This window comes from Paraburkholderia caffeinilytica, assembly GCF_003368325.1.
Taxonomy (GTDB): domain Bacteria; phylum Pseudomonadota; class Gammaproteobacteria; order Burkholderiales; family Burkholderiaceae; genus Paraburkholderia; species Paraburkholderia caffeinilytica.
In genome coordinates this window covers 271,314-296,553 of sequence record NZ_CP031467.1, presented here as the reverse complement: position 1 = coordinate 296,553, position 25,240 = coordinate 271,314, and the positions used below count along the sequence as shown (strand labels likewise).

Sequence of the window (25,240 nt, the reverse complement as noted above, 5' to 3'; positions counted from 1 at the left end):
CGACAACGCTCGGTATCGATCGCTTTCGTTTACGTTACAGCGTCGCCAATACCGGGCGACAACCTATCCTTTACCAAAAAAGAACCGAATCATCACGCTTTTCCGGACGGTCATCTCTAGTCTGGGCGGTACTGTGTTCGTCACGCGGTTGCGACGATCTGCTGTCCGACGGAGCATGGAATGAACGAGGCGATTGTCTGCGAGACTCATCAGGAAACGGAGCATTCTCATCCCCGCGCGGCGCGGCCACGGGCGCAGTCCGAAGCCCTCGTGACGCGGGCGCTGCACGTCGTGCCGTCCACCGCGGTGTACGTCGACGAGGTTCGGTCATTGGCGCGCGCCGGCCGGGAACGCGCGGCGGTGAGTGTGGCGTGCATCCATCTGGAGCTTGCGCGCGCATGGCAGATGCTGATCCGGCTCAAGGCCGCCGAAGCGCTGCTGACCGCGCAGCGGATTGAAGGGCAGCTCGGCCCCTCGCCAGTTCCTGGCGCGGTTGCGCTGCGATGCGAGATTGCCGCGGTGCGAGCCGCGGCGCTCCTGCTGCAGGACGACGCGGGGGCGGCATTGGCCGCTGCGCTTGCCGCGCTGCGGCTCGGCACCGCAACGCCGACGGCGCACGTCGCGCTGACGGTGTGCCGCTGCGTTTATTGGCGCCTTGGCGATCTCGAGAGTTTCTACGCGGTGGAACGCCGCGAGCTGCGCGAGCCGGACCAGCAGCCGGGCCGGCTGCGCGCGGTCACCACGATGTTCGACCTTGCGCTCGATGCCGCGATCGAATTCGGTCAGATGCATTTCAATGCCGCGCGCTTGCTGGCCGACGGCGCGCTCGACGTCGCGCGCCGCTTCGGCGCCGGCCCGGCGGCGATCGACGCGCTGCCCGCCTGCGTGATGGCGCAGGTGCTGTACGAGGAGGGCCGCGTCGACGAGAGCGAAGCACTGGTCGCGGCACGGCTGCCGGGCATCCGGCAGGGCGGCACGATCGAAGGCGCGGTACGCGGCTATGGATTGCTCGCCCGCATCGCGGCGAACCGCCGGCAACCGGGACAAGCGCTCCTGCTGCTGGCCGAGGCGGACACGCTTGGGATGAAGCGCAACTGGCCGCGGCTGCGCGCCGCCAGCCTCGCGCAGCAGGTCGAGATGCACGTGGCCGCGGAGCGCGTCGACCAGGCGGCGCTTTGCGCACAACGGCTTGCCGTGCTGGCCGGGCAATGCGGCGCGGCGAGCAGCAGCGCGCGCTTCGAGATCGCGCGTTACCACGCGCTCGCGCAGACCCGGCTTGCGCTCGCGCAGGCGCATTCCGACGCATCCGCTCAGGCGCTCGCAAAGCCATCCGTTCAGGCGTTCCCTCAGGCGCCCATCCAGGTATCCAATGCGGTCGATCTCGCGGCGCTGCGGCAGCTCCATTGCGATACCGATCTGAGGCGCGATGGCTACGGCGCGGTGACGATCGCGCTGTTGCTGGTCGAAGCGCTGCTGGTCGCCGGGCTGCGCGACGACGCGGTCGAGGCGCTCGTCGCGCTGCTGCGGCAGGCGGTTTCAGTGGGACTGCAGCAGACGCTCGTCGATTGCAGCGAGCGTGTGGCGAAGCTGATCGAGGGCATCGTGCAAGGTGCGATCGTGCCTGCCGGCGATGTTCGCGATCTGCTTCCCTACGCAAGCGCATTGATGTCGCGACGCCGGCGCGGTAGCGCCGGCATGCAACCGGGTCACGATACGGCGCGAGACTTCGCGCGATCCGTGGCCGCATTGGGCCTCAGCGAACGCGAACGCGCGATCATCGGACTGATGGGGCGTGGGCTCACCAACAAGCAGATCGCGATCCGGCTGAGCATCGCGCCCGAGACCGTGAAGTCGCACGCAAAGCATCTGTACACGAAGCTGTCGGTGAGAAACCGGATCGAAGCGGTGACGCTGGCGAGCCGTCTGGGCCTCGTGCGGCTGTCGGGATGCGGGCACGCCGGTGACTAGCCCGCTTCGAACGTCTCGCGCATACGATGGCCCGACGGCAGCGTCACGGCGAGCGCGTCCTTGATCGTCTTGCTGAGTGTGGCGTGGTACCGCGCCGATTGCGTGTCGCCGGCCATCTCGCAGGCGCGGGCCGCCGTGCGATGAATGCGCCAGTCCGCAAGCGGCGTCTCGTAACCGCGCGTCGCGTCGAGCGCATGCTGCACGCAGCGCAACGCATGGCTTGCGTCATGCTGTTCGCACGCGACCCGCGCGCGCATGTCCCACGCGAAGCCCTGCCACGTGCGCTCTTCGATACGGGTCGCCAGCTCGACGAGACGGTCGGCGTGGGCGATTGCAGCGTCGAGATCGCGCTCAGCGAGTGCGGCGCCCGCGAGCCCCCATTCGAGCGGCAGACGCCAGTACCAATCGAAGATCACCGGCTGCGTGTCCATCCGTTGCATGACCTGCGTGAGCGAATCGCGTGCGGCGCGCGTATCGCCGAGGCCGAGCTGCGCGAGCCCGGTCAGCAGCAGGCAGAGCCGGTACTCGGCCGGCAGGATCGATTTGCCGCTGCCCGGTTCGGGCGACTTGCCGGCCAGCACCTGTGCGCAGGCTTGCAGCATGGCATCGAAATCCATCGCATGAAACTGCACCCAGCAGCGATAGAGCGTGAGCGTGTCCGCGCCGTACGGGTTGCCGTTGTGCGCGAACATCGTGATTGCCTTGTCGAACTCGCGCTGCGCGCGGCCGAATTCGCCGAGATAGAGCAGTGTCCACGGCACACCGAGATGCACCATCCAGGTCGCGCGCGCCATGTTGAACTCGGGGCGGTTTTCGTCGTTCTCGACGAGGAAGCGGTAGTTCGCGACGATCGTGTCCTGGGCCTTCTGGTAGTGCGACGACACGAGGCAGACCATGGAGTATTCGCACAGCGACCAGGCGGTCGTGTAGGGATCGTCGCCGGCGCGCAGCGGGACGAGCGCGGCTTCGCACTGCACGATGTCTTCCGCGCACCAGCCCCGCACCCACATCCGCCATACGTAGCAGCTGATGCGGGTGCGGGCCTGCTGCTGCGGATTGGTTTGCCGAACGCTGAGCGCGAGCGTTTCGTCGATGATCTGGCTGCAGCGCGCCTGGTCGCGCCAGCTATACGTGTACGCGAGGCTCATCAACGCCCGGCTTTGAATGTCGATCAGGCCGTACTGCGCGGCGCGCTCGGCGAGCTGTGTGCAGGTTTCGCGCGCGCGGGAATCGTGGGCCGCCGCGAAGATCGAAGCACGGCCTTCGAGGAATTCCGTTTCCGCCGCGGCGCGGGCTTCACTGGGCAGATTGGCCGCGAACATCAGCGCGCGGTCGAGGACCGCGAGCGCGTCGTTGTAGGCGAGACGCTTCTTCGCCGTCTGGATCGCGATGCGCAGATAGCCGAGCGCGCGGTCCCAACGTTTCGCGGCGGCGAAGTGCTGTGCGAGTTCGGCGGCGACCCCGCCACGCTCGTCCGGCGCGAACAGCGCCTCGAGCGCCCCGGCGACGCGCAGATGCGAGCCGGCGGTGCGCAGCTGGCCCTGCCGCTCGTAGAAGGTCTGCCGGTACATGGTGTGGCGGAACGCGTAGGTGCAGGCGGCGAGACCGTCATCGAGGGTAGACGACGGTTCGCGCCGGATGAAGCTTTCCTGACGGCAGAGCGCTTCGCAGATATCCTCGAAATGCTCCTGATCAAAGCCGGCGGCCGGCGCCGCGGTGGTCGCGCTAAACATGAGGCCGGCCACGCTCGCGCCTTCGAGCGCGCGTTGCTGGTCGTCGGAGAGCCGCTGGATGCGATGCTCGATCACCTGGTTCAACGTGAGCGGCACTTCCAGCCGCACCTCCGATGGCGACAGATGCAGCTTCCAGCCTTCGGGTGTCGATTGCGCGATGCCTTGCTCGACCAGGTGATCGAGCGTCGCGACCATGAACAGGGGGTTACCGCCGGAGCGCTCGCGCACCAGCTGAGCGAAGCCGTGCGCGCTGTCGGGCCGGGCGTCGTGCGGGCTGCCTGTCAGATATTCGGCAATGGCGCCTTCGCTCAACGGTTCCAGCACGATGTCGTGACACAGCTTCTGCAGCCCCAGATCGCGGTTCAACCGGCACAACGGGTGTTGCGCCAGTTCGGCGTCTTCCGGACGGTACGTCGCGATCACCATCAGACGGGCGCCGCTGCGATGGCGGGCCAGCGCGGACAGCATGTCGACTGTCGAATAGTCAGACCAGTGCAGGTCTTCGAACACCAGCGCGAGCGGGCGCTCCAGCGACAGTGCGTCGAGGAACTCGCAGATCTCGCGCAACATGCGCCCGCTCGCCGCGCCGATCACCTGATGCTGCAGCTCGGCGCGGTATTGCTGCGGGACCGAGCCGAGCATCTGGAGGGCCCAGGTCGGCGCGATCGACACGAGCGTGCGCGTGATCATCGGGCCCGCTTCGCCGCGAGTCAGCTGGGTCAGCGCGTCGAGCACCGGGTAGTAAGGCTCGATGCCGCCGTAGCCTTCCACGCAGCGCCCGAGCGACGTCAACACGGTGGCGTCGCCCGCGAGCGAGTCCAGAAACCGGTTGACGAGCGTCGTCTTGCCGATGCCCGGTTCGCCCGCCACGAACACGATGCGCGATGCGCCATTGCGCGCCTCGTCGAACAGCGTCTTCAGGCGGTTCAGTTGCTGCGTGCGGCCGACGAACCCGCCGTGGCCGCGCGGCTCCACCCCGCGCGCGCCGGTGCCGGAACTCGCGAAGAGCGGCGCGATGAAGCGATAGCCGCGGCCGCGATGGGTTTCGATAAAGCTGGGCCGCGAGGGATCGTCGCCGAGCGCCGAGCGGATGGTCAGCATGTGGGCCTTCAGCACTTCGGGCTGCACATGCACGTTCTGCCACAGTGCGTCGAGGAATTCGTCGTGCGTGATCAGCCGGCTAGGGTGGTCGATCAGGTATTGCAGCATGTCGTAGGCGCGCGGCGCCAACGCGAGCTTGTGGCTGGTGCCGTCGGGCGCGCATTGCCAGACGCATCGATTCAGCCGATCCAATCGAAAGGGGGGAAATTCGATCACGCAGATTCTCCGAGTGAGCCGCAACCCGGCCTGGTTGTCGCGATTTTATACTGCGCCTGTCGGGACTGCGGACTGGAGCATTCCATTATCAAATCAGGAGCACAAAATCACGCTCCCGGATTTCGAACGCCTTACGTTCAAGGTAAAAGCGTGCGTCGCGTCCCGTCGGGCGGGCATGTCGGTTCGTCAGAGGTTTGAGATGGCGCTCATGTGTGCAACCCCGCGTGCAACCCATTCGAGCCTGATCCAGGCATGAGGAGCAAAGTCGGTATGAAGGCTCAGTCGAGCAGGCTGTCGTCGGTCAGTTTCGAAGGCTTTCGTCTGGATACGGCGAACGAATGCCTTTGGCGGCTGGATGCCGGTACGGCACCCGAGCGGATCGACCTGACGCGCAAGACGTTCGACGTCCTGCGGTTTCTGATCGAGCATCGCGGTGCGCTGATTACCCATGACGCGCTGCTCGAAGCAGTGTGGCCCGATGTGCACGTGCAGCCCGAAGTCGTGAAGAGCCACATACAAATGATCCGGGCGCGGCTTGGCGACAGTGCGCAGCGCCCTCGCTACATCGAAACGCTGCGCGGACGCGGCTATCGTTTCGTCGCGCCCGTCGAGGCGCCTGCAACGGCGTCCGTGCCGGCCGCGGGCGAGGAAAGCTTCGGCCGCTTTGCCGGGCGCACGGGCGAACTGCAGCAACTGAGTGCCGCAATGGACCGGGTCCGATCCGGAAACGGCCAGGTCGTGGTGATTGCCGGCGAGCCGGGCATCGGCAAGACAGCGTTGCTCAGGCAGTTCGTTGCCGACCAGCGGTTCGGACCCGACGATGCGTGGGTCGCCGAAGGGCATTGTGTCGAAGGCTATGGCGGCACGGAGCCGTTTTATCCGGTTTTGCAGGCGCTCGGGCAGCTTTGCCAGGGAAGCGGCGGCAGCGAAGTCGTGAAAGCGCTGGTGACGCTCGCGCCCACGTGGGCATGGCAGCTCCCGGGCCAGGTGGCGAGCCATGTACGCGAGTCCTTGCATCGGCAGATTCTTGCTGCGTCGCGCGAACGCATGCTGCGGGAAATCCGGGGCTTGCTGAGCTTTCTGACGCAGATGCGACCGCTGCTGCTGATATTCGAAGATCTTCATTGGGCCGACTATTCGACCATCGACTTGCTGGCGGCGATGGCGCGCCAGCCGGGCGCGCTGCGCCTGATGGTCGTCGTCACTTACCGGCCGGACGAGGCGGCGCTGACCGAGCACCCCATCGAGCAACTGCATCACGAGCTTTCGTTGAGGGGCCTATGCCGGGATCTGGTGCTTGGCCCATTGCCGCGCGACGCGGTGGTTGCGTGGCTGACGGACCGCGATCGTACCGACCCAGCCGAGGAAGAACTGTCCGATCTCATCGCGCAACGCTGTGGCGGCAATCCGCTGTTTATGCGGGCGACCCTCGCGGATCTCGTGGAGCGCAACATGCTGCGCAAGACGGCGACGGGCTGGCGGCCGCTGGCGCCTCTCGCGACGATCGGCGCGGCGGCGCCCCACACGATAACCCGGACGCTCGAGGGTAGAATCCGGCGCCTCCCCGCCGACCAAAGGAATCTGCTGGAAGCCGCCAGCGTGGCAGGGCTTCGGTTTTCATCGGCGACGGTGGCCGGGGCCGCGGGTTTGTCGACCGAGCAGTTCGACGATCTCTGCGAGGCGCTGGCACGCAATCAGCGCTTCATTCAACGTTGCGGCGTGAAGCGCTTACCCGACGGGAGCGCGGCGGCGATGTTCTGTTTCGACCATGCCCTCGTTCGCCACGCGTTCTATGGGCGCCAGGGGCTGACTCGCCGCTCCCGTTTGCATCGGCAAATCGCGGAACGGCTCGAGGCGATCTATGCCCGCGATCAGCGAGCGGAGGTGGCGGACGAACTCGGCCACCATTTCGCCGACGCGGGAGACTGGCTCAAGGCGATCGACTATCTGCGCATTGCGCTGCAAACCGCGAAGCTTCGGTTTGCCTATCGCGAGGCGCAGTCGATTCTCGACTTTGCCGCTTCGCTCACCAGAAAGTTGCCGTCCGATTTGCGGCCGCTCAAAAGCTTTGAGTTTGCCGAGGCGCGCGCGTCGCTTTACGCCGCGGCGCATGATCCACGCGCTGAGGCCGCCTGGATCGAACTGGAGGAGCAGGCCCGCGCGATTGGCCGGCTCGATGCGCAATTGCGCGCCATGCTCGGCCTCGCCTACGTGTTTAGCTGGAGCGACAGACGACGTTGCATCGAGATGCTGGACGAGGCGCTTGCGCTCAGTGCATCGCATCCCGACCTGCGCGTCAGTGCGCTGGTGCGCGTGAGCGCCTGCGTACGCCGTATCTGGACCGACGGCTGGTCGCATGCCGATCTGATCGAGTGCGAGACCGCGATGCGCGCGCTGCGCGAGACGGGGGATCCCTTGCTGATCGCCCGGGCGAATCTGGAATACAGCATGCTGTGCATCATTTCCAGTAGGTATCGCGAAGCGCTCGGGACTGTGCGCGCGAATTACCAGATCCTCTTTGAACACGCAGTGGAACATCCGGGCTTCGACCTCGCGAGGGCGACGTGGATGCTCCGGCTGGGTACGCCGTGGGCTCAGCTTTTCCTCGGCGAGTTAGGCCGGTCGATGGAATCGTTCGACCAGGGGATGGCTTCGTTCCGCGAGAACGGCGATTACTTCGCGGCCCGCACACTCGAGGTCTACCGGGGTTGGCTGCTCGTGCACACGATGGAGTACGAATCGGTCATCGACATGTACGAACGCTTTGTTCCGGCTCCGACCGCTCGGGCGGCCGAAGCCGACCCCGGCGCGCTGCTGCCCGTGCAGCACCGTGCGTGCATCGTGCTCGCGGGCCTCGCGTATATCGGATTGGAGGACGGCGTACGCGCCTCGTCGCTGTTCGCCGAAGCACAACGGCAGATGGACGCCACGCCCATCATGTTCGACTGGTACTGGCGGCTGGCAATCGAATGGGGGCGCTCCGAGGCCGCGCTGATGGCGGGCGACCCTCGCAGCGCCCACGTGCACGGCCACGCGTTCCTCACGCTCGCCCTCGCCACCGAGGACCGGACGTGGCAGGCGCTCGCCTGGGACGTCGTTGCGCGCGAGGCGCTCGCGAGCGGCGATCCGCTCATGGCACGCGAGCGCATCGACGCCGCGTTCGCGGCTACGGCAGGCTTCGAAACCCCGCTGGCGGACTGGCGGCTTCACCGCACGGCGGCAACGATTCACGAGGCCTGTGGCGACGCCGAACAGGCGGATGTGCAGCAGCGCCGTTTCATGTCGACGCTCGAGCACCTGTCGAATTCCTTGCCGCGCGGCGATCGGATCGGCCGGCGTCTGCTCGCTCTTTCAACACGCTGACGCATCCTTCAGACCTGAGTTCAGGCGTGAGGCATGGAGCATGGGGGAGCCATCATGGCGCCAATCCCCCCTGAGGGTGATATCGGCTCATGGGGAATTCACGCACGATAAGTGAATCTTCGCACCGATGGAATCAGCGCGCCCCGCAGCGACGAACGCCGGGCCTGCGGTTCACAACGGTGGCGAATCGTTGTCATGCATGGAGCGCCTTCAGGAGAGCCGACATGAGCAAAAAAGTTGCCGAAATCATTGTGGACACGCTCGCCTCGGCGGGCGTCAAGCATTGCTACGGGATCGTGGGCGATACGCTGAATCTCATCGCTCATCACATCGACGAGAGCGAGATCGAGTGGGTCCACGTGCGCCATGAAGAGGCGGGGGCGTTCGCCGCTGAAGCAGAAGCCATGTTGACCGGCAACCTTACGGCCGTGGCGGGAAGCTGCGGCCCGGGCAGCCTTCACTTCATTAACGGCCTGGTGGACGCGAACCGCAATCGGGCGCCGGTGATCCTGATTGCAACCCAGGTGGCGAGCGAGGAACTCGGCTTCAACTTTCCGCAGGAAGTCGACTTCAAGGCGATCTACGGATCGTGCAGCGTGTTCTGCGACATGATCATCACGCCGGAGCAGGCGCGACGCAAAACCGTGATTGCCTGTCAGACCGCCATTGCAAAGGGCGGCGTCGCCGTGCTGATCGTTCCGGTCGACATTGCCCATGCCGACGCGAGCGACAACGTTCCGTATTCGGTCCACACGAATGTGCCCGTTGTCCGGCCGAGCGACGCAGACCTCGACCGTGTCGCCGCAATCCTTAATTCAGGCGAGAAGATCGCGATCTACGGCGGTTCGGGATGCCGTGGCGCCCACGCCGAAATCCTGGCCGTTGCCGAGCGGCTCAAGGCACCCATTGCGCACACGTCCCGCGCAAAAGACGCGCTGGAGCACGACAACCCCTACAACGTCGGCATGACCGGCATTATCGGCGGCGAAGCGGGCTATCTGGCGGTCTCCGAATGCGAGACTTTGCTGTTGCTGGGCGCCGACTTCGCGTGGCGGCAGTTCTACCCGGAGAAGGCCAGAATCGTGCAGATCGACATGGCGCCCGATCATCTCGGCCGGCGGCATCCGGTCACGCTAGGATTGGTCGGCGATATCAAGGCCACGATGGCGGCGTTGCTTCCACGCCTTGAAGCGCGTACGTCGACCGAGTTCCGCGACAGGCTCGTCGAACAGCATGCCCGCGCGGTGGAAACCCATCGGTCGAAGGCCGTTGCGTCCAATCGCGGAACGATTCCTCCCATCTATCTGACCGAGCTGATCAACCGGCACGCCGCGAGCGACGCACTCTTCTGCGCCGACGATGGGACGCCCACGGTCTGGCTTTACCGGCATATCGAAACGAACGGCAAACGCCGGGTGTTTTCGAGTCTGCTCCACGGCACGATGGCGGCGGCCCTGCCGATGTCGATGGGGTTGCAGAAGTGCCAGCCCGGACGCCAGGTGATATCCATGTCAGGCGACGGCGGTCTCGCCATGCTGTTCGGCGAGCTCATGACGGTCGTGCAGGAGAAGTTGCCCGTCAAGGTGGTGGTGTTCGATAACGGCAAGCTTGGATTCATCGACATCGAGCAGAAGTCCGAAGGCATGCTTCCGCTCTATACGGGCCTGCAAAACCCGGACTTCGGCAAGGTCGCCGAGGCGATCGGATTGTGGGGGCGCACGGTGACGAAAGCCGATGAGCTCGAGGATGCAGTCGTCGCATGGTTGAATGAACCCGGCCCCGCGCTTCTGAACGTCAAGGTCGACACGATGACGCTCGTGATGCCTCCCAGGATCGAATGGGGCGCGGCGTACGGAATGGTCCTGTATTCGGCGAAAGCCATGCTGCAGGGGCAGTCCGCCGACGTGTTCGCGATGATTCGCGAAAATCTATAAGGCTTGCGGGGGCAGGGGGCGGTGGACAGTCCGTCACCGCCTTTGCAATCGCGCCGCACCGATGGATCGGCGTGCGCGAAGCGTCGCCATGTTCCCGTCTGGCTGTCCCGTAGCGGCAGGAGTAGACTCGCCGGGGTTGCTCCGCGATACCACGCCGGGCGTCGCCTTGCGCCGACGCATGCGTGTGAACAGAAGGAGTCGAAAATACAGCTCGAGTGGCGTCGGGGAATCTGAATATGCGTCTGTCAAAGGTCGATCTGAATCTCTTCGTTGTCTTCGAAGCCGTCTACAGAACGCGAAACCTGACGCGCGCAGCGGAGCTGCTGTTCATCACTCAGCCTGCTGTCAGCAACGCGTTGGCGCGGATGCGCAAAGCATTCGACGATCCGCTGTTTGTCAGCACGTCGGCCGGCATGATGCCGACTCCCGTGTCGGAAAACATCATCGGCCAGGTTCGCGAGGCGCTGCAACTGCTCGACTCGAGTACGCACGTCGGCGGACGCTTCGAGCCCGCCTCGTCCGAGCGTACGTTCCGGCTCAGCATGACCGACCTCACGGAGGCGCTCCTCCTGCCCGCGCTGGAGGAAGTGCTGCAGCGGCTGGCGCCCGGCATTCGCATCGAGAGCTATTTCACGACGCGCAAAGAGGTTCCGGAAGCGCTGGCGAGCGGGGCGGTCAATCTCGCGATCGACGCGCCGCTGATCGACGACCCCTACCTCGAGCAGGAGCCGCTCGGCCGTGACCGCTATGCATGCATGCTGCGTCACGACCATCCGTTTGCGAAGAAGAAGCTGACGATCGACGACTACCTCAGGTTCGGTCATATCCACGTATCCAGCCGCCCCCAGGGGACGGGCCTCGTCGATGCGGAACTGAACAGACTGGGCCTCAGGCGATCGATCCAGACGCGGGTTCAGCACTATCTGGTTGCTCCGCTGATCGCGATGCGAACCGATCTCGTGCTCACGGCCCCGCTCGTGCTTCTGCAGCGGTATGACGCGCGCATCCTGGCCCTGCCGTTCGATCTGCCGGATCTCCAGTCGCATTCCTACTGGCATCGAAGCGTGACAGGGGACCCGGCTCATCGTTGGCTGCGCGAGCAGATTGGGCGTCTCATGCGGGAAATGCACCAGTAGCCGGGGCTGACGGCGATGCGCGGGGACATGCGGGGACATGCGGGGACATCTACGCGCGGTGTCACGAAAACTTATAGCCGTCTATCACAACAATCAATTTCCTGAATGATGTTCCACTGGGTATTCTGCTAGTCATGTTCAGACGAGGACGGCATGGCAGAACTCTATCTTGTACGGCATGGCCAGGCGTCTTTCGGCGCTGAAAACTATGACGAGCTATCACCCTCCGGTCGTACCCAATCAAGTTGGCTCGGCGAGTACTTCGCGCAGGCGAACGTGCGGTTCGACCGCGTCGTCATCGGCACGATGCAGCGGCATCGGCAAACTGTCGATGCCATTCTTGCCGCAATGTGCGGCCCGCAGGTCGAGATCGCGCAAGACGCGGATTTGAACGAATACGATTTCCAGGCATTGTTCGCAGCCCTCGACGAAGAGGGGCTGCCGCCAGGTTCGTCCGCGGGGCAGTTGGCCACACGCTCAAAGAAGGACTTCTACAAAGGGCTTCGGCACGTGCTGCAGCTTTGGGCCGATGACCGCCTGCCGGGCCGTGTTCCTGAGACATGGCAGCAATTCCAGACGCGTGTCCGGCGTGCGCGCGTCGAGATCCAGCGGGCCGGCGGCGGGCGCGTTCTGGTGGTGAGTTCAGGCGGTCCGATCGCGGTCACTGCCCAACAGGTTCTGCAGGCGCCCGCAGCGACCGCGATTGCGCTCAACATGCAGATTCGAAACAGCAGCGTTTGCCAATATGTCTTCAACGGCGACGCGATGTCGCTCGTCAGCTTCAATTCGGTGCCTCATCTCGAGCGTGCCGAGCGGCGTGAATTTGTGACCTACGGTTGACCTCTACCTGTATTCCCTCGACATGAACCACCCCCACGCTCATTTAACATTTGCTGCCCCTCAGGAGGGCGTTGCCTCTCTCGGGGCGGCCCAGCGGGAGGCAACATGAACGCCAGCCTTCAATTCGACACCGACGCGCTCACCCGCTATCTGACGGCGCACGTGCCCGGCTTTCATGGGCCGTTGTCCGTCGAAAAATTTCCAGGCGGACAATCCAATCCGACGTTTCTGTTGAATGCGCAAAGCGGTCGCTACGTGCTGAGGCGCCAACCTCCCGGCGCGCTGCTCAAGTCCGCCCATGCGGTTGATCGTGAGTTTCGCGTGATATCGGCGCTCGGCCGGACAGCGGTGCCTGTCGCGCGTGCCTATCACCTTTGCGAGGACCGTGACGTCATGGGTAGCCTGTTTTACGTCATGAGCTACGAAGACGGGCGAATCTTCTGGAATCCGGCGCTGCCCGACGTGCCCGTCGATAAGCGCGGCGCCATCTACGACGCACTGCTCGACACGATGGCGGCGCTCCACGACGTGGATATCGACGAGGCCGGATTGTCGGACTACGGCCGCCCGGGCAACTATTTCGCGCGTCAGATCGACATCTGGAGCAAGCAATATCGCGCCGCGCAGACCGATATCCTGGAGGCGATGGAGTCGCTGATCGAGTGGCTGCCCGCCCACTGTCCGGTGGAGGCGGGAAAGCCTTCGCTCGTGCACGGGGACTTCCGTATCGACAACCTCATTTTCACGCACGATGCGCCGCAAGTTCGCGCGGTTCTCGATTGGGAGCTATCCACGCTCGGCAATCCACTGGCTGACATCGCGTACTTCTGCATGTGCTTGCGGCTTCCACCCGGCAGCCATATCGCCGGACTCGCGGGCCTGAATCGAAGGACCTTGGGGGTGCCGGACGAGGCGTCGATTGTCGAGCGGTATTGCGCGCGACGGGGAATGCCGTCGATCGAGAACTGGAACTTCTACCTGGCGTTCAGCTTCTTCCGGCTTGCCGCGATCGCACAGGGCGTGAAGAAGCGGGCCTTGGGCGGTAACGCATCGAATGAAAAAGCGCGGCAAGTGGGGGAGATGGCCGGGGCGCTTGCCAGGATGGCGACTGACCTGATCTGAAGACAGGCAGGAATGTGGAACGTAGAGATAGGGAGACTGATTGTGACTACTGATTTGTTTGATCTGAAAGGCAAGATTGCTCTGGTGACGGGCGCTAGCCGCGGCATCGGTGAAGAGATCGCCAGACTGCTCGCCGAACAGGGTGCTCATGTGATTGTGTCGAGCCGCAAGCTGGAAGATTGCGAGTCTGTGGCACGCGAGATCACCGAAGCAGGCGGGAGCGCTGAAGCGCATCCGTGCCATGTGGGGCGTCTCGAGGACATTCACGCGATCTTCCAGCATATTCGGGCACGGCATGGCCGGCTGGACATCCTCGTCAACAACGCGGCGACCAATCCGTATTTTGGCCACATTCTCGATACCGATCTGTCGTCGTTCGAAAAGACGGTGGAAGTCAACCTGCGCGGTTACTTCTTCATGTCCGTCGAGGCGGGCAAGCTGATGCGGGAGCACGGCGGCGGTGCGATCGTCAACACGGCTTCGGTCAATGCATTGCAGCCCGGCGACCGACAAGGCATCTACTCGATCACCAAAGCCGCCGTTGTCAACATGACGCGGGCATTCGCGAAGGAGTGCGGGCCGTTGGGGATTCGGGTGAACGCGCTGCTCCCCGGACTGACCAAAACCCGCTTTGCGGGGGCACTGTTCGCCGATCAGGCCACTTACGAAAACTGGATGTCGCGCATCCCGCTGCGGCGTCACGCGGAACCTCGTGAGATGGCGGGCACCGTGCTTTACCTGGTGTCGGATGCCGCGAGCTATACCAACGGAGAGTGCATCGTCGTCGACGGTGGACTGACGATCTAGTCAAGGGGTCGATGCGAGCGGTTGGCCACGTGATCGGCCGGCGCGTCGACGACATCAATCAGGATTAGGGAAGAGTAAAAATGGACTTTGCATACAGCCCGAAAGTCGAAGCGCTGCGCACTCAGGTGCGCATGTTCATGGATACGCACATCGTTCCACGCATCCGGCAGTGGCACGACGAGGTGAGCGCGGGTCAATATCCGGTCTCCTTTATGGAGACCCTGAAGGAGCAGGCGCGCGAAGAGGGTCTCTGGAACCTGTTCCTTCCGCATCTGCGCGATGACGAACCCGGTACCCGCCTGACCAACCTCGAGTACGCGCCCCTGGCCGAAATCATGGGGCGGGTGTCGTGGGCATCGGAGGTGTTCAACTGCAATGCGCCGGACACGGGCAATATGGAATTGCTCCATATGTTTGCCACGCCCGCCCAGCGCGAGCAGTGGCTCAAACCGCTTCTCGACGGCAAGATCCGCTCGGCGTTCGCGATGACGGAGCCGGCTGTGGCCTCTTCGGACGCAACCAACATCACGACGTCGATTCGCCGTGACGGCGATGACTATGTCATCGACGGCCGGAAGTGGTTCATCACGAATGCCGCGCACCCGAATTGCCAGCTCTTCATCGTGATGGGCAAAACGGATCCGGACGCACCGAGCCACGCTCAGCAGAGCATGATTCTCGTGCCCCGCGATACACCGGGCGTCAAGGTGATCCGCAATATCCCGGTGGTCAATCACGTGGCGCCGGAAGGCCACTGCGAGATCGAGTTCAAGGGCGTGCGCGTACCGCGCTCGAATCTCCTCGGGGAAGAGGGCAGTGGCTTTGCGCTCGCGCAGGCGCGCCTTGGGCCAGGACGGATTCATCACTGCATGCGTTCGATCGGCGCCGCGGAACTCGCGCTCGAGTTGATGGTGGAGCGGGCTCAGGCGCGCACGGCATTCGGAAAGACGCTGTATGAGCAGGGTGTGGTCGCCGAATGGATCGCGAAGTCGCGAATCGAAATCGATCAGGCGCGGCTGTTCGTTCTCAAAGCCGCGTGGATGATCGACAACGTGGGCGCGAAGGAGGCGAAGAAGGAGATCTCGATGATCAAGGCGCTCGTGCCGAGTGTTCACACCGCTGTGTGCGAACGGGCGATGCAGGTGTTCGGCGCGATGGGGTTGAGCCCCGACACGCCATTGGCCGATAGCTGGACGTGGGGCCGTGCGTTGCGCTTCGCGGATGGCCCGGACGAGGTTCACCTGCAGAGCATTGCACGGATGGAAATCAAGGCGCAGCCCTGTGAGCCGGGGAAGGACAATCCCTACCTGACAGCGCCGGTGTAACGCAGCGCGCCAGTTTCACGGGCCGACCTTGTGGGGGAACTCCGGCGGCGAGCGGACTAGCGCTCGCCGTCAGCATCCCCCAACAGGGACCGCGTTTCCTCCGAGAGCGCCGCGGTGAGCACGCTTTCGAAGGTGTCCATCAAGCTGGACACGGCGTATTGCGGCGACCACAGCCCGCCCGTCTCGTCGCTGTCACGGCTCGCTTCCCACGCTGCCAGCGAGGCATTGCCGTAAATGCCGACGAGCGACAGCCGGTGATCGACGATGGCCGGCGGGATATCGGCAAGCAGGTCGCGGAGCAGGGCATTGCAGCGCTGATAGCCCAGATTCCACTTGTTTTCCAGCGCCTCCCGCAAGAACGCGCGGTTGTTCAACTGCAAGTTGGCGATCATGCGGATGTATGTCGCCTGACCGGTACGATCCGCCAGCTCGAGCATCGGAAAGAGCAGCGCGCCCAATACCGCCCGTACGCTGATCCCTTCCTCCGCCTCCAGTCTGTCGAGCCGCGCCTGACGGTCTTCGTCGATCAGGCGCGCACCGTCCACGACCAGCTCGCGTGCCAGTTCGAGTTTGTTCCCGAAGTAATAGCGCAGCGAGGCGCTATTGCGCTGCCCTGCGGCGGAAATGATGTCCTGCACGGAAACCCCGTCCAGTCCGCGCAGCGCGAACAGGCGTTGGGCCTCTTCCTTCAAGCGAATTCGTGTCTCCGCCCCATCCGAGCGAAGGGTTTTCCCTGGTGTCGTCATTACTTTACCGTGTCGAGTTAATTAACTACACTGCAATAACTAACTCGATAGGAGAAACTTTGCATGAAAATCATAGTTGTCGGAGGAGGCATTGGTGGGTTAACGACCGCTCTGGCGCTGCTACGCCACGGCATCGAGCCGATTGTACTGGAGCGTGCGCCGCAATTGACGGAGGTCGGAGCGGGTGTCCAGATCGCGGCGAACGGCACGATCGTGCTACGGGAATTGGGGCTTGAGCCGGCGCTGGCGAGCGTCGCGACCGTGCCGGAGCGTTTTGACTACCTGGAATTGTCGACGGGACGTCTTCTGTACGTGGCTCCCTTGGGCAAGGAGGCAGAGGCGCGTTACGGCGCGCTGCTTTACAACGTCCACCGCGCCGACCTGATCGACCTGCTCGCGAAGGCCGTGCCGCCTGGCGTGATCCGCCTGGGAGCGGAGTGCGCGTCGGTTTCGCAGGACGACGAGGGCGCTTACGTCACACTGCAAAATGGCGAAGTGATTCGTGGCGACGCCGTGATCGGCGCGGATGGCATTCACTCCGCCGTTCGCACGGCGCTGCGGGGACCTGAGGAGAAGCAGTTCGCCAACATCCTGATGTGGCGCTCGCTCATCCCTGCCGACCGGCTTGCGGGCCTGCGGTTGCCGGTGGCCGGGAACAACTGGTTCGGCGTGGGCAGGAATATCGTTTCGTACTGGGTTCGTAAGGACCTCTACAGCATTCTTGCGTCGGTGCCGGCAACGGAAGTGAGCCGCGAGTCGTGGACGCAGTCGGGGGACGTCGCGCAACTGCGGCGCTCGTTCGACGGGGCCGAGCCGACCGTCCAGAAGATGCTGGACGCCGTGGACTCGACGTTCATTACCGGGATGTACCACCGGGATCCGATCGAACACTGGAGCACCGGACGGATCGCCCTGCTCGGCGACGCGGCGCATGCGATGGTGCCCTACCTGGCGCAAGGCGCCTGCCAGGCGATCGAAGACGCATGGGTTCTCGCCAGCTGTCTCAAGAACCATGGCCGGGCCGGCGTTCAGGACGCGCTGCTGGAATACGAGCAGCGCCGCCAGCCGCGTACTACGCGGATTCAGGCGGGCGCGCGCTTTGTCGTCGATTGGGCGCATGAGCCCGACGAGGCGCGTGTACGTCAACGGAACGGACGACTGAAGGGGCTCTCGCGTATCGATCCGCTGGCTGAGGCTTCGTGGTCGTTCGCCTGGGGACACGACATTCTCAAGGCGGCCAAGCTGCCGCCGGGCGAGGTCGTCGGCTTGAGCGCGGCACGCGAAGGAAAGCGGATGGCGCGCCCCGAGAGCCAGCGCGCTTTCGATCTCTGGAAGGGCGTGTTCAAGCCGGATGACATTGCGCGCGGCGACCGGGGACAGCGCGCGGCTTATGAACGGTTCCTTCTGGAGCAGTTCCCGGCGCCCGCGGGCACGGAAGTGACGGACGTCGATCTGCACGGGGTCAGTGCGTTGCGCGTGGTTGCCGCGGGGGCAGGGCACAAGGCGACCGTGTTGCACTTCCACGGCGGCGGCTACGTGCTGGGAACGGCTAAAAGCTCGGTTGAATACGCAAGCCGTCTTTCGCGCGCCCTCAACGGTCCGTGCTACACCGTCGACTATCGCCTCGCGCCCGAGCATCCGTATCCGGCCGCATTCGATGACGCATTCAGCGCCTATCGCGGCTTACTCGCTGCGGGTGTCGATCCGTCGACGGTGTTCCTGAGCGGCGAATCGTCCGGGGGCGGCCTCGCCCTGGCGCTGGCTGCCGCGTTGCGTCGCGCGGGGCTGCCGTTGCCGGCCGGCGTCGTGGCAATCGGCCCGCTCACGGATCTCACGCTTGGCGGGCCCTCCGTCATCGCGAATTCGGGAGACGACCCGGCCGCGAATCGCGAGACGCTTTCCAATCTTGTGGCGTCCTACTTCCAGGGCCACGAGCCGACCGATCCCATGGTCTCGCCGCTGTTCGCGGATCTGGCCGACCTGCCGCCGGTCTTCCTTTCGGCCGTCGAGGGCGAGGTGCTGGAAAGCGACACGACGCGTTTCGCGGAACGGGCAACGGCAGCCGGCGCAAACGTGAAGCTGAAGATGGTGGCCGATTCGGTTCACGTCTTCACGCTCTTCCCGTTCCTGCCGGAAACCGCCGAGACGCTAGAAGAAATCGGCCAGTGGAGCCGCCGGCTCCTTCCGGCGTAGAGCGGCGCATCCGCCTCGCGCACGGCGCCAGGTTCGGATGCGGCAGCCTGCCTGCGCAGCGCCGGCGTGGGCAGATGCTGCTTGCGTCGCGGACGATGTGCCCGTGACGCAAGCAATCGGCTTCAAGGCGCTACGCCATCTCACTGAATTCGTCTCATGCTCGGAGCAGACATGACCGCAACCTCAACGCGTCGGCCAGTCGGTGTGCCGCGGCAACTATCCGCGCCGCGGACATCGCTGTACACGAATCTCGAAGTTTCCTCGAACCGCCATCCGGACAAGGCAGCCATTCTCTACTACGGCAGTACCGTAAGCTACCGGCAGTTGCGATCCGAAGTCGATGCGATGGCCGGATTCCTGCAGCAGCACTGCGGCATCGGGCGAGGCGATCGCGTCGTCCTCTACATGCAGAACAGTCCGCAATTCGTCATCGCCTTTTATGCGGTGCTGCGCGCGGATGCCGTAGTCGTGCCCGTCAATCCGATGAACCGGACGTCGGAGCTGCAACACATACTCGAAGATAGCGGGGCGAGCGTCGCCTTCGTCGGCGAAGAACTCATGGAGCATGTGCGGTCACTGCCGGATCGTCAGGTTGACTATGTAATCCCTGCACGTTATGCCGACTATCTTCGCGACCGGACCGATCTGCCGCTGCCAGGCGTCCTGACATCGTCCGGGCCGCTGCCTCGCACAGAATCTGTCAACAGCCCTGCCGTCATCGGCTGGAACGACGCGCTCGCTCGCGCGTGCATGCCGCGTGGCCACGCATCCCGGCCCGAGGATCTGGCGGTCATTCCGTATACCTCCGGCACGACCGGCCGTCCCAAAGGGTGCATCCATACTCATCGCAGCGTGATGCATTCAACGGTCTCGTGTGCTGAATGGCCGAGCCTCGCGAACGAGAGCGTGATGCTGTGCTCCGTGCCGCTGTTTCACGTCACCGGCATGCAGAACTGCATGAACATGCCGATATTCATCGGCGCGACGATGGCGATCATGACCCGCTGGGACGCGCGCTGTGCCGCGCGCGTGATCGAACGCCACCGCGTAAGCACATGGGTCACGGTTCCCACGATGCTCATCGACCTGTTGAACCTGACGGACGTCGACAGGTTCGACCTGAGTTCCATGACGTACCTGAGCGGTGGTGGTGCCGCGATGCCGCAAGCTGTCGCGCAGCAGATCGAGCAGCGTTGGGGCATCCCGTACGTGGAAGGGTACGGCCTCACCGAGACGATGGCGGCGACCCACATCAATCCGCCGAAGCACGCCAGGCGACAGTGCATGGGGGTGCCGATCTTCAACACGGATTCACTCGTCGTCGATCCCGAGACGCTCGTGCCGCTCGGTGAAGGCGAAACAGGCGAGATTCTCGTCAGCGGACCTCAAGTATTCGACGGGTATTGGAAATCGCCGGAAGCGACGCGAGATGCATTCGTTCTGATCGATGGGACGCGCTATTTGCGCACGGGAGACCTTGGCTACGTCGATCGCGACGGGTATTTCTTCGTCGTCGACCGGCTCAAGCGCATGATCAACGCCTCCGGCTACAAAGTCTGGCCGGCCGAGGTCGAGGCCATGCTGTTCGAGCATCCCGCCGTCCAGGAGGCGTGTGTCATTGCGACTCACGATCCGCGTCGAGGCGAATCGGTCAAGGCGGTCATCGTGCTTCGGAACGGCGAGCACGCGACGGAAGACGAAGTGGTGTCGTGGGCCCGCGAACGCATGGCGTCCTACAAGGTTCCGCGCGTCGTTCGGTTTGCCGCCAGCTTGCCTCGCACCGCGAGCGGAAAAATCCAGTGGCGACTGCTGCAGGAAGAGGAGACACGGAGTCGAAACGTTCATTCCGAAGACCGCCGGCTGGATTGATCCGTTGCCCGCGCGATGCGTTTTTGCCACGCCTCCAGGGTTATCCCCCACGCCGCGCTGACGCGGCGGGATAAGGCGTGGTGCCGTGGCCAACCCGTTCATGGCGCGCAACGTAAGTTTTCTGGCAGTTGTGATCGACGTTTCAGGGCAACGTGTGGTTGTGGACACAACGGCTTGTTCGACGACGGCGCCAGTGCCGGTGCCAGCGCCAGTGCCGTCAGAGCATGAGGTTTTCTCCGGGACGGCAGGCCGATCAAGTCATGTCGGCTGATTGAGTCACGCAACAGGAAGCACTCATGCGCTCGTACTTGGCTGGCAATGAATAAGCTGCCGATGTGGTTCATATGGTTCGTAGTGCAACATAATCATAAAATCGGAGTTTATATATGACGAAGGTAGGGAGACTGGCCGGAAATGAACGGCATCGACGCAAGGCCGGCCTGGCAGTGGCCATCATGTGCACTGCGGCGCTGTACGCGGCCTCGGCAACCGCGCAGTCGTCGGTCACGCTTTTCGGCGTCGTCGATGAAGGAATTCGCTACACGACTCACGCGAATCCACAGGGCGATTCCCGTGTGCAGCTCGCCAACGGCGCAAACGAGAGTCTTTGGGGATTCAAGGGAGCGGAAGACATTGGTGGCGGAACGAAGGTCGTATTCCAGCTTGAGAATCGCTTTTTCCCGAACACCGGCGCGACCGATCCCGCCTATCCGTTCTTCAATACGGCCTTTGTCGGTCTGCAGTCGAGCAGTTACGGAAAGCTGACCATGGGCCGACAGATCAACCCGCTTTCCGACGCTGTTCTGAGCGCCTTCGTGACCAACCCATGGCTGCCCACCTTCTATCAGTTCCGGCCGGAAGTCATGATGGCTCAGGGCGTATGGACCAGCAACATGGTCAAGTACGCGGCGCGATGGCAATCCCTCACCGCTGAAGTGTCGTATGCGTTTGGTGGCAACGCGGGCGCGTTTGGTTCGGGCAGCCAGATCGGGGCATCGCTTCTCTATTTGCCCGGCGCGCCGTTGCGTCTGGCTGCCGCGTACCTGGACTCGCGCGATGCCGTGAACACGTCCGCGCATTTCAAATCCTGGACTGCTGGCGGGTCCTATTCGCTCGGCGATACGACAGTCAATGCCGGCTGGGCCGTGAACAGGGAGGACGCGGGATTTGTCGGCAATTTCCCTAACGGTCCGTTCAGCGCGCCGGAATTGTCCGCGCTTAAATTCAATACCTTCAGTTCCCGGCAAATGTTTTTCGGTGGCGTGACGCAACTGGTAGGGAATGCGACTCACCTTTCTGCCAACGTTTGGCGCACGATCCAGACCGGGAAGACGCACGCGGCCGACGGAAACGCGACGCAATTCCAGCTGCTCGCGGACTATAACTGGTCGAAGCGCACGGACACCTATCTGGAAGCCGACTATTCGCTGTATCGCGGCGGCATGGTCGGCGCCCAGTTCCAGGGCGTCAACGCCCTGAGTTCGGCATACGGCACGACACAGCTAGGCATCATGGCCGGCGTGCGGCACACGTTCTAGTCTGCCTGCGGCACGACGAGCGGCATGAGGGAAGGCCGGCGGGCGCGATCACGGATAGTCCTGAAAGGACGAGAGGATGTCCTTCGAGCATATTTCGATTCGACCATACCGGAGCGCGATCGCGCCTTGTTCGGCCAATGCCTTGAGTTCCAGCGACAGCGTCTGGCGTGTGATGCCGAGCATCATCGCCAGTGTGTCCTGGGAGATGCTGACGTCCTGGCGACTCTGCGGCCACGCTGTCACGTCACCCGAGGCGAGTGACAGCAGGCGCCGCGCGACGCGTGCGCGCGTCGAGTGGAGGGTGGCATCTTCGACCATGCGATAGAGCCAGTTCATGTGAATGGACTGCAACTCGGCGATGGCCCGAAGGAACGCCTGACTCTGCATCAGCTCGTCAAAGGCGGGTGTCCTGACGACGAAGACGGTCGATCGCTCGATCGCCACGACATCGCGTGCGCGTGGCTGGCGAATGGTCATGGAGGTCTGCCCGAACCAGTTGCCGGCCTCGATGACCGCCAGGATCGCTTCCTTGCCGTCTTCGCGCAGCGTGAAGGCTTTGAGCCTGCCGTTCTTGAGGCCACAGAAGCCAGTCGGTGCATCGCCGCGGCGGAACAGATATTCGCCGGGCTGCAGCGTTATCAATTCGCTGCGCTGGACAAGCGCTTCCTGCTCGACGGCAGGCAACGAGCAGAACCACTGGTTTGTCCGCATTTCCTCGGACGTGTCGGTCATGAATGCCATTTCGGAACGGTCAATGTGCATAGGTGCTGAAAACGCGACCGGAAATCGCAAGTGAGCGCAGCTTCCGAGACGTGCGTACCCGAGCGCCAGGCGCTGGGTCGTCGGCCCATTGTCGGATCCGGGCCGCTTACCGGGAATTATCGGCATTTATCGGGAAGATCGATTCATTCTATACGTGCGGAAAATCGCCATGCAAGCGTGGGCGATGGGGGGAATTCCGGTCTCCCCCGCTTGTATCCACGGCACTCCCCCAATCGGGGGGTATTGCCCGAGTCCGGACACTTGCATGATTGTCCCAACGCGATGCCACAGCAGGCCGGGAAGAATAAGTACATCGGCATCCGCTTGCAATCCATGTCTGCAATTCAAGCTTGCAGGCCATTCTGGGACTGAAGGAGATATCGATGCAGGACGAAGTCAAGACGCCAGGGTCTACCGCCTACGCCTATCCGTTGCTGATCAAGCAACTATTGCTCACGCCGTTCGTTCAGGCGCAGGACGAGGAGATCGTCTACCGGGATCAGTTCCGGATGACCTATGCAACGCTGCGCGAGCGTATCGCACGGCTTGCCAATGGCTTGAGCCAACTTGGTGTGCGGCACGGCAGCACCGTCGCGGTCATGGATTGGGACAGCCACCGTTACCTCGAATGCTATTTCGCCGTTCCGATGATGGGCGCTGTCCTGCAGACCGTGAACGTGCGTCTGTCTCCGGCAGAAATCGCCTATACGATCAATCACGCCGGCGCCGAAGTCCTGCTGGTTCATACGGATTTTCTGCCTGTCGTCGAAGCGATCAAGGACAAACTGGAAACAGTGCGTACGTTTATCTGGATCGATGAGCCAGGCAGCGAAGCTTCTGCGCACAGCATTTCTTTCGCGGCGGAATACGAGGCAATGCTGGCCGCAAGCTGCACGCGCTACGCGTTTCCGGACTTTGACGAGAACACGCGTGCAACGACGTTTTACACCACCGGCACGACCGGTCTTCCCAAGGGTGTCTATTTCACGCATCGGCAACTGGTTCTGCACACCATCACCTTGATGGGGGCACTGGCGAGCCCTGTGTCGGGACAGCGTTTCCATCGCGGCGACGTGTACATGCCGCTCACTCCGATGTTTCACGTTCACGCGTGGGGCATGCCGTACATCGCCACGGTCATGGGTGTGAAGCAGGTCTATCCCGGGCGCTATGTGCCCGACCGTCTCGCGCGACTGGTGCGCGAGGAGAGCGTCACATTCTCGCATTGCGTCAGCACGATCCTGCACATGCTGCTCTCGTGCGAGGAAGGGAAGGCGACGGACATGAGCAGGTGGAAGGTCATCATCGGCGGCGGCGCGTTGCCGCAAGGCCTCGCTCAGGCGGCGCTGGACCGGGGCATCGACGTGTTCGTCGGTTACGGGATGTCGGAGACCTGCCCCGTACTCAGTCTCGCGCAACTTCCGCCCGGGGCCGAAAAACTCGACTCCGACGAGCAGCTTCGTTTGCGCTGCAAGACCGGCCGGCCTGTCCCGCTCGTTGATCTGCGTGTCGTCGACGGCAACATGGACGAGCTCCCTCGCGACGGCAAAGCCACAGGCGAGGTCGTCGCGCGCGCTCCGTGGCTCACGCAGGGCTATCTGAACAATCCCGAGGCTTCCCAGCAGCTTTGGATGGGCGGCTATCTCCATACGCAGGACATTGCCAATGTCGATCCGACGGGCAACCTCCAGATCACCGATCGTCTCAAGGACGTGATCAAGTCGGGCGGCGAATGGGTTTCATCGCTCGAGATCGAAAATCTGATCTCGCAATACGAGGGCGTTTCCGAAGTGGCCGTCATCGGCATCAAGGATGAGAAGTGGGGCGAGCGGCCGGTGGCGCTGGTCGTGCTCAAGGAAGGGGCGGCCGTCACGGAGGACGACATCAAGCAGCACGTATTGTCGTTCAGCACATCCGGAAGGATATCGAAGTACGCGGTGCCGCAGATCGTGAAGTTCGTCGATGCGATCAGCAAGACGAGTGTCGGCAAATTCAACAAGAAGTGGTTGCGCGAGCAGTTCGCCTGATCGGTGAGCCAATTTGCAGGAGTGCAAGCGATGAGTATCGGAAATTACAGCGTCGCCACCGTCGGCGACTTCGTGGGACGCGAGCTGGGGGTGTCGGACTGGGTCGTGGTCGATCAGGCGCGTATCAATGCGTTCGCCGAGTGTACGGGCGACCGGCAATGGATTCACGTGGACGAGGAGCGGGCGAAGCGCGAGAGTCCGTTCGGCGGCCCGATCGCACACGGTTATTTGACGCTCTCGCTGCTGGCGGCCATGGCGATGGAGATCGGCATCGTTCCCAGGGACGCGTCGGCGGGCCTTAACTACGGTCTGGACAAAGTGCGTTTCATGACCCCCGTCAAAGCCGGCGCGCGCGTACGTAGCCGTGTAACGCTCGTGTCGGCCGAAAGCAAGGGCGGCGGCCGCATTCTCATCAAGACGATGAACGAATTGCAGATCGAAGGCGAGGACAAGCCGGCACTGATCGCAGAGACCCTCGCAATGCTGGTCGCGTGATTCACGACGTTTGGCGAAGCGCAAGAGATTCCTGAAGGAGCAGCAAAATGGCGGTAACCACTGAA

General features: G+C 63.5%; 16 protein-coding genes. 13 read left to right on the top strand and 3 right to left on the bottom strand.

What is annotated here, in order from left to right; translation table 11 throughout:
* Positions 1–180 precede the first annotated feature (180 nt).
* Entirely contained in the window at positions 181–1,968 is a 1,788-nt protein-coding gene (locus DSC91_RS17235; RefSeq protein WP_115780080.1) for a LuxR C-terminal-related transcriptional regulator, read from the top strand.
* On the opposite strand, the gene DSC91_RS17230 is transcribed toward DSC91_RS17235, so the two are convergent.
* Positions 1,965–5,018 carry an AAA family ATPase gene (locus tag DSC91_RS17230; protein WP_162831433.1) on the bottom strand — a complete coding sequence of 1,018 codons (3,054 nt, stop codon included), beginning with the start codon at positions 5,016–5,018 and terminating at the stop codon, positions 1,965–1,967. The two genes, DSC91_RS17235 and DSC91_RS17230, sit on opposite strands and share 4 nt — an antisense overlap.
* A 270-nt stretch (positions 5,019–5,288) precedes the next feature.
* On the opposite strand from DSC91_RS17230, the gene DSC91_RS17225 reads away from it, so the two are divergent.
* From DSC91_RS17225 to DSC91_RS17195, 7 genes are all read left to right on the top strand, one after another.
* Positions 5,289–8,381, top strand: coding sequence for an ATP-binding protein (locus DSC91_RS17225; RefSeq protein ID WP_162831432.1), 3,093 nt, complete (start codon positions 5,289–5,291; stop codon positions 8,379–8,381).
* Between the two features lie 224 nt (positions 8,382–8,605).
* Positions 8,606–10,315 carry a thiamine pyrophosphate-dependent enzyme gene (locus DSC91_RS17220; protein WP_115780077.1) on the top strand — a complete coding sequence of 570 codons (1,710 nt, stop codon included), beginning with the start codon at positions 8,606–8,608 and terminating at the stop codon, positions 10,313–10,315.
* 236 nt (positions 10,316–10,551) lie between these two features.
* Entirely contained in the window at positions 10,552–11,451 is a 900-nt protein-coding gene (locus DSC91_RS17215; protein ID WP_115783309.1) for a LysR family transcriptional regulator, read from the top strand.
* A 153-nt stretch (positions 11,452–11,604) separates the two neighbouring features.
* On the top strand, positions 11,605–12,291 hold the full coding sequence (locus tag DSC91_RS17210) for a histidine phosphatase family protein (RefSeq protein ID WP_115780076.1): 687 nt from the start codon (positions 11,605–11,607) through the stop codon (positions 12,289–12,291).
* A gap of 105 nt (positions 12,292–12,396) precedes the next feature.
* The gene (locus tag DSC91_RS17205) at positions 12,397–13,413 is read left to right on the top strand and encodes a phosphotransferase (protein WP_115780075.1); all 1,017 of its coding nucleotides are present in this window, start codon (positions 12,397–12,399) and stop codon (positions 13,411–13,413) included.
* Between the two features lie 42 nt (positions 13,414–13,455).
* Positions 13,456–14,220, top strand: coding sequence for an SDR family oxidoreductase (locus DSC91_RS17200; RefSeq protein WP_115780074.1), 765 nt, complete (start codon positions 13,456–13,458; stop codon positions 14,218–14,220).
* 80 nt (positions 14,221–14,300) lie between these two features.
* Entirely contained in the window at positions 14,301–15,545 is a 1,245-nt protein-coding gene (locus DSC91_RS17195; protein ID WP_115780073.1) for an acyl-CoA dehydrogenase family protein, read from the top strand.
* 56 nt (positions 15,546–15,601) lie between these two features.
* Here DSC91_RS17195 and DSC91_RS17190 read toward each other — a convergent pair whose 3' ends face one another.
* Positions 15,602–16,237, bottom strand: a complete 636-nt coding sequence (locus tag DSC91_RS17190) for a TetR/AcrR family transcriptional regulator (RefSeq protein WP_162831431.1) — start codon at positions 16,235–16,237, stop codon at positions 15,602–15,604.
* A 117-nt stretch (positions 16,238–16,354) separates the two neighbouring features.
* Between DSC91_RS17190 and DSC91_RS17185 the strand changes: the two genes are divergently transcribed.
* From DSC91_RS17185 to DSC91_RS17175, 3 genes are all read left to right on the top strand, one after another.
* Positions 16,355–18,484: an alpha/beta hydrolase fold domain-containing protein gene (locus tag DSC91_RS17185; protein ID WP_115780071.1), complete on the top strand. Its 2,130-nt coding sequence runs from the start codon at positions 16,355–16,357 to the stop codon at positions 18,482–18,484.
* 171 nt (positions 18,485–18,655) lie between these two features.
* Complete coding sequence (locus DSC91_RS17180; RefSeq protein ID WP_115783308.1) at positions 18,656–20,353, top strand: long-chain-fatty-acid--CoA ligase; 1,698 nt, start codon at positions 18,656–18,658, stop codon at positions 20,351–20,353.
* A gap of 386 nt (positions 20,354–20,739) precedes the next feature.
* On the top strand, positions 20,740–21,891 hold the full coding sequence (locus DSC91_RS17175) for a porin (RefSeq protein ID WP_115780070.1): 1,152 nt from the start codon (positions 20,740–20,742) through the stop codon (positions 21,889–21,891).
* A gap of 48 nt (positions 21,892–21,939) precedes the next feature.
* Here DSC91_RS17175 and DSC91_RS17170 read toward each other — a convergent pair whose 3' ends face one another.
* On the bottom strand, positions 21,940–22,623 hold the full coding sequence (locus DSC91_RS17170; protein ID WP_175171764.1) for a Crp/Fnr family transcriptional regulator: 684 nt from the start codon (positions 22,621–22,623) through the stop codon (positions 21,940–21,942).
* A gap of 413 nt (positions 22,624–23,036) precedes the next feature.
* Between DSC91_RS17170 and DSC91_RS17165 the strand changes: the two genes are divergently transcribed.
* Positions 23,037–24,680, top strand: a complete 1,644-nt coding sequence (locus tag DSC91_RS17165; protein ID WP_115780069.1) for a fatty acid--CoA ligase — start codon at positions 23,037–23,039, stop codon at positions 24,678–24,680.
* A gap of 30 nt (positions 24,681–24,710) precedes the next feature.
* Positions 24,711–25,175 (top strand): MaoC family dehydratase, encoded by a 465-nt coding sequence (locus tag DSC91_RS17160; protein WP_115780068.1) that lies wholly within the window; start codon positions 24,711–24,713, stop codon positions 25,173–25,175.
* The last annotated feature ends 65 nt before the right edge of the window (positions 25,176–25,240 follow it).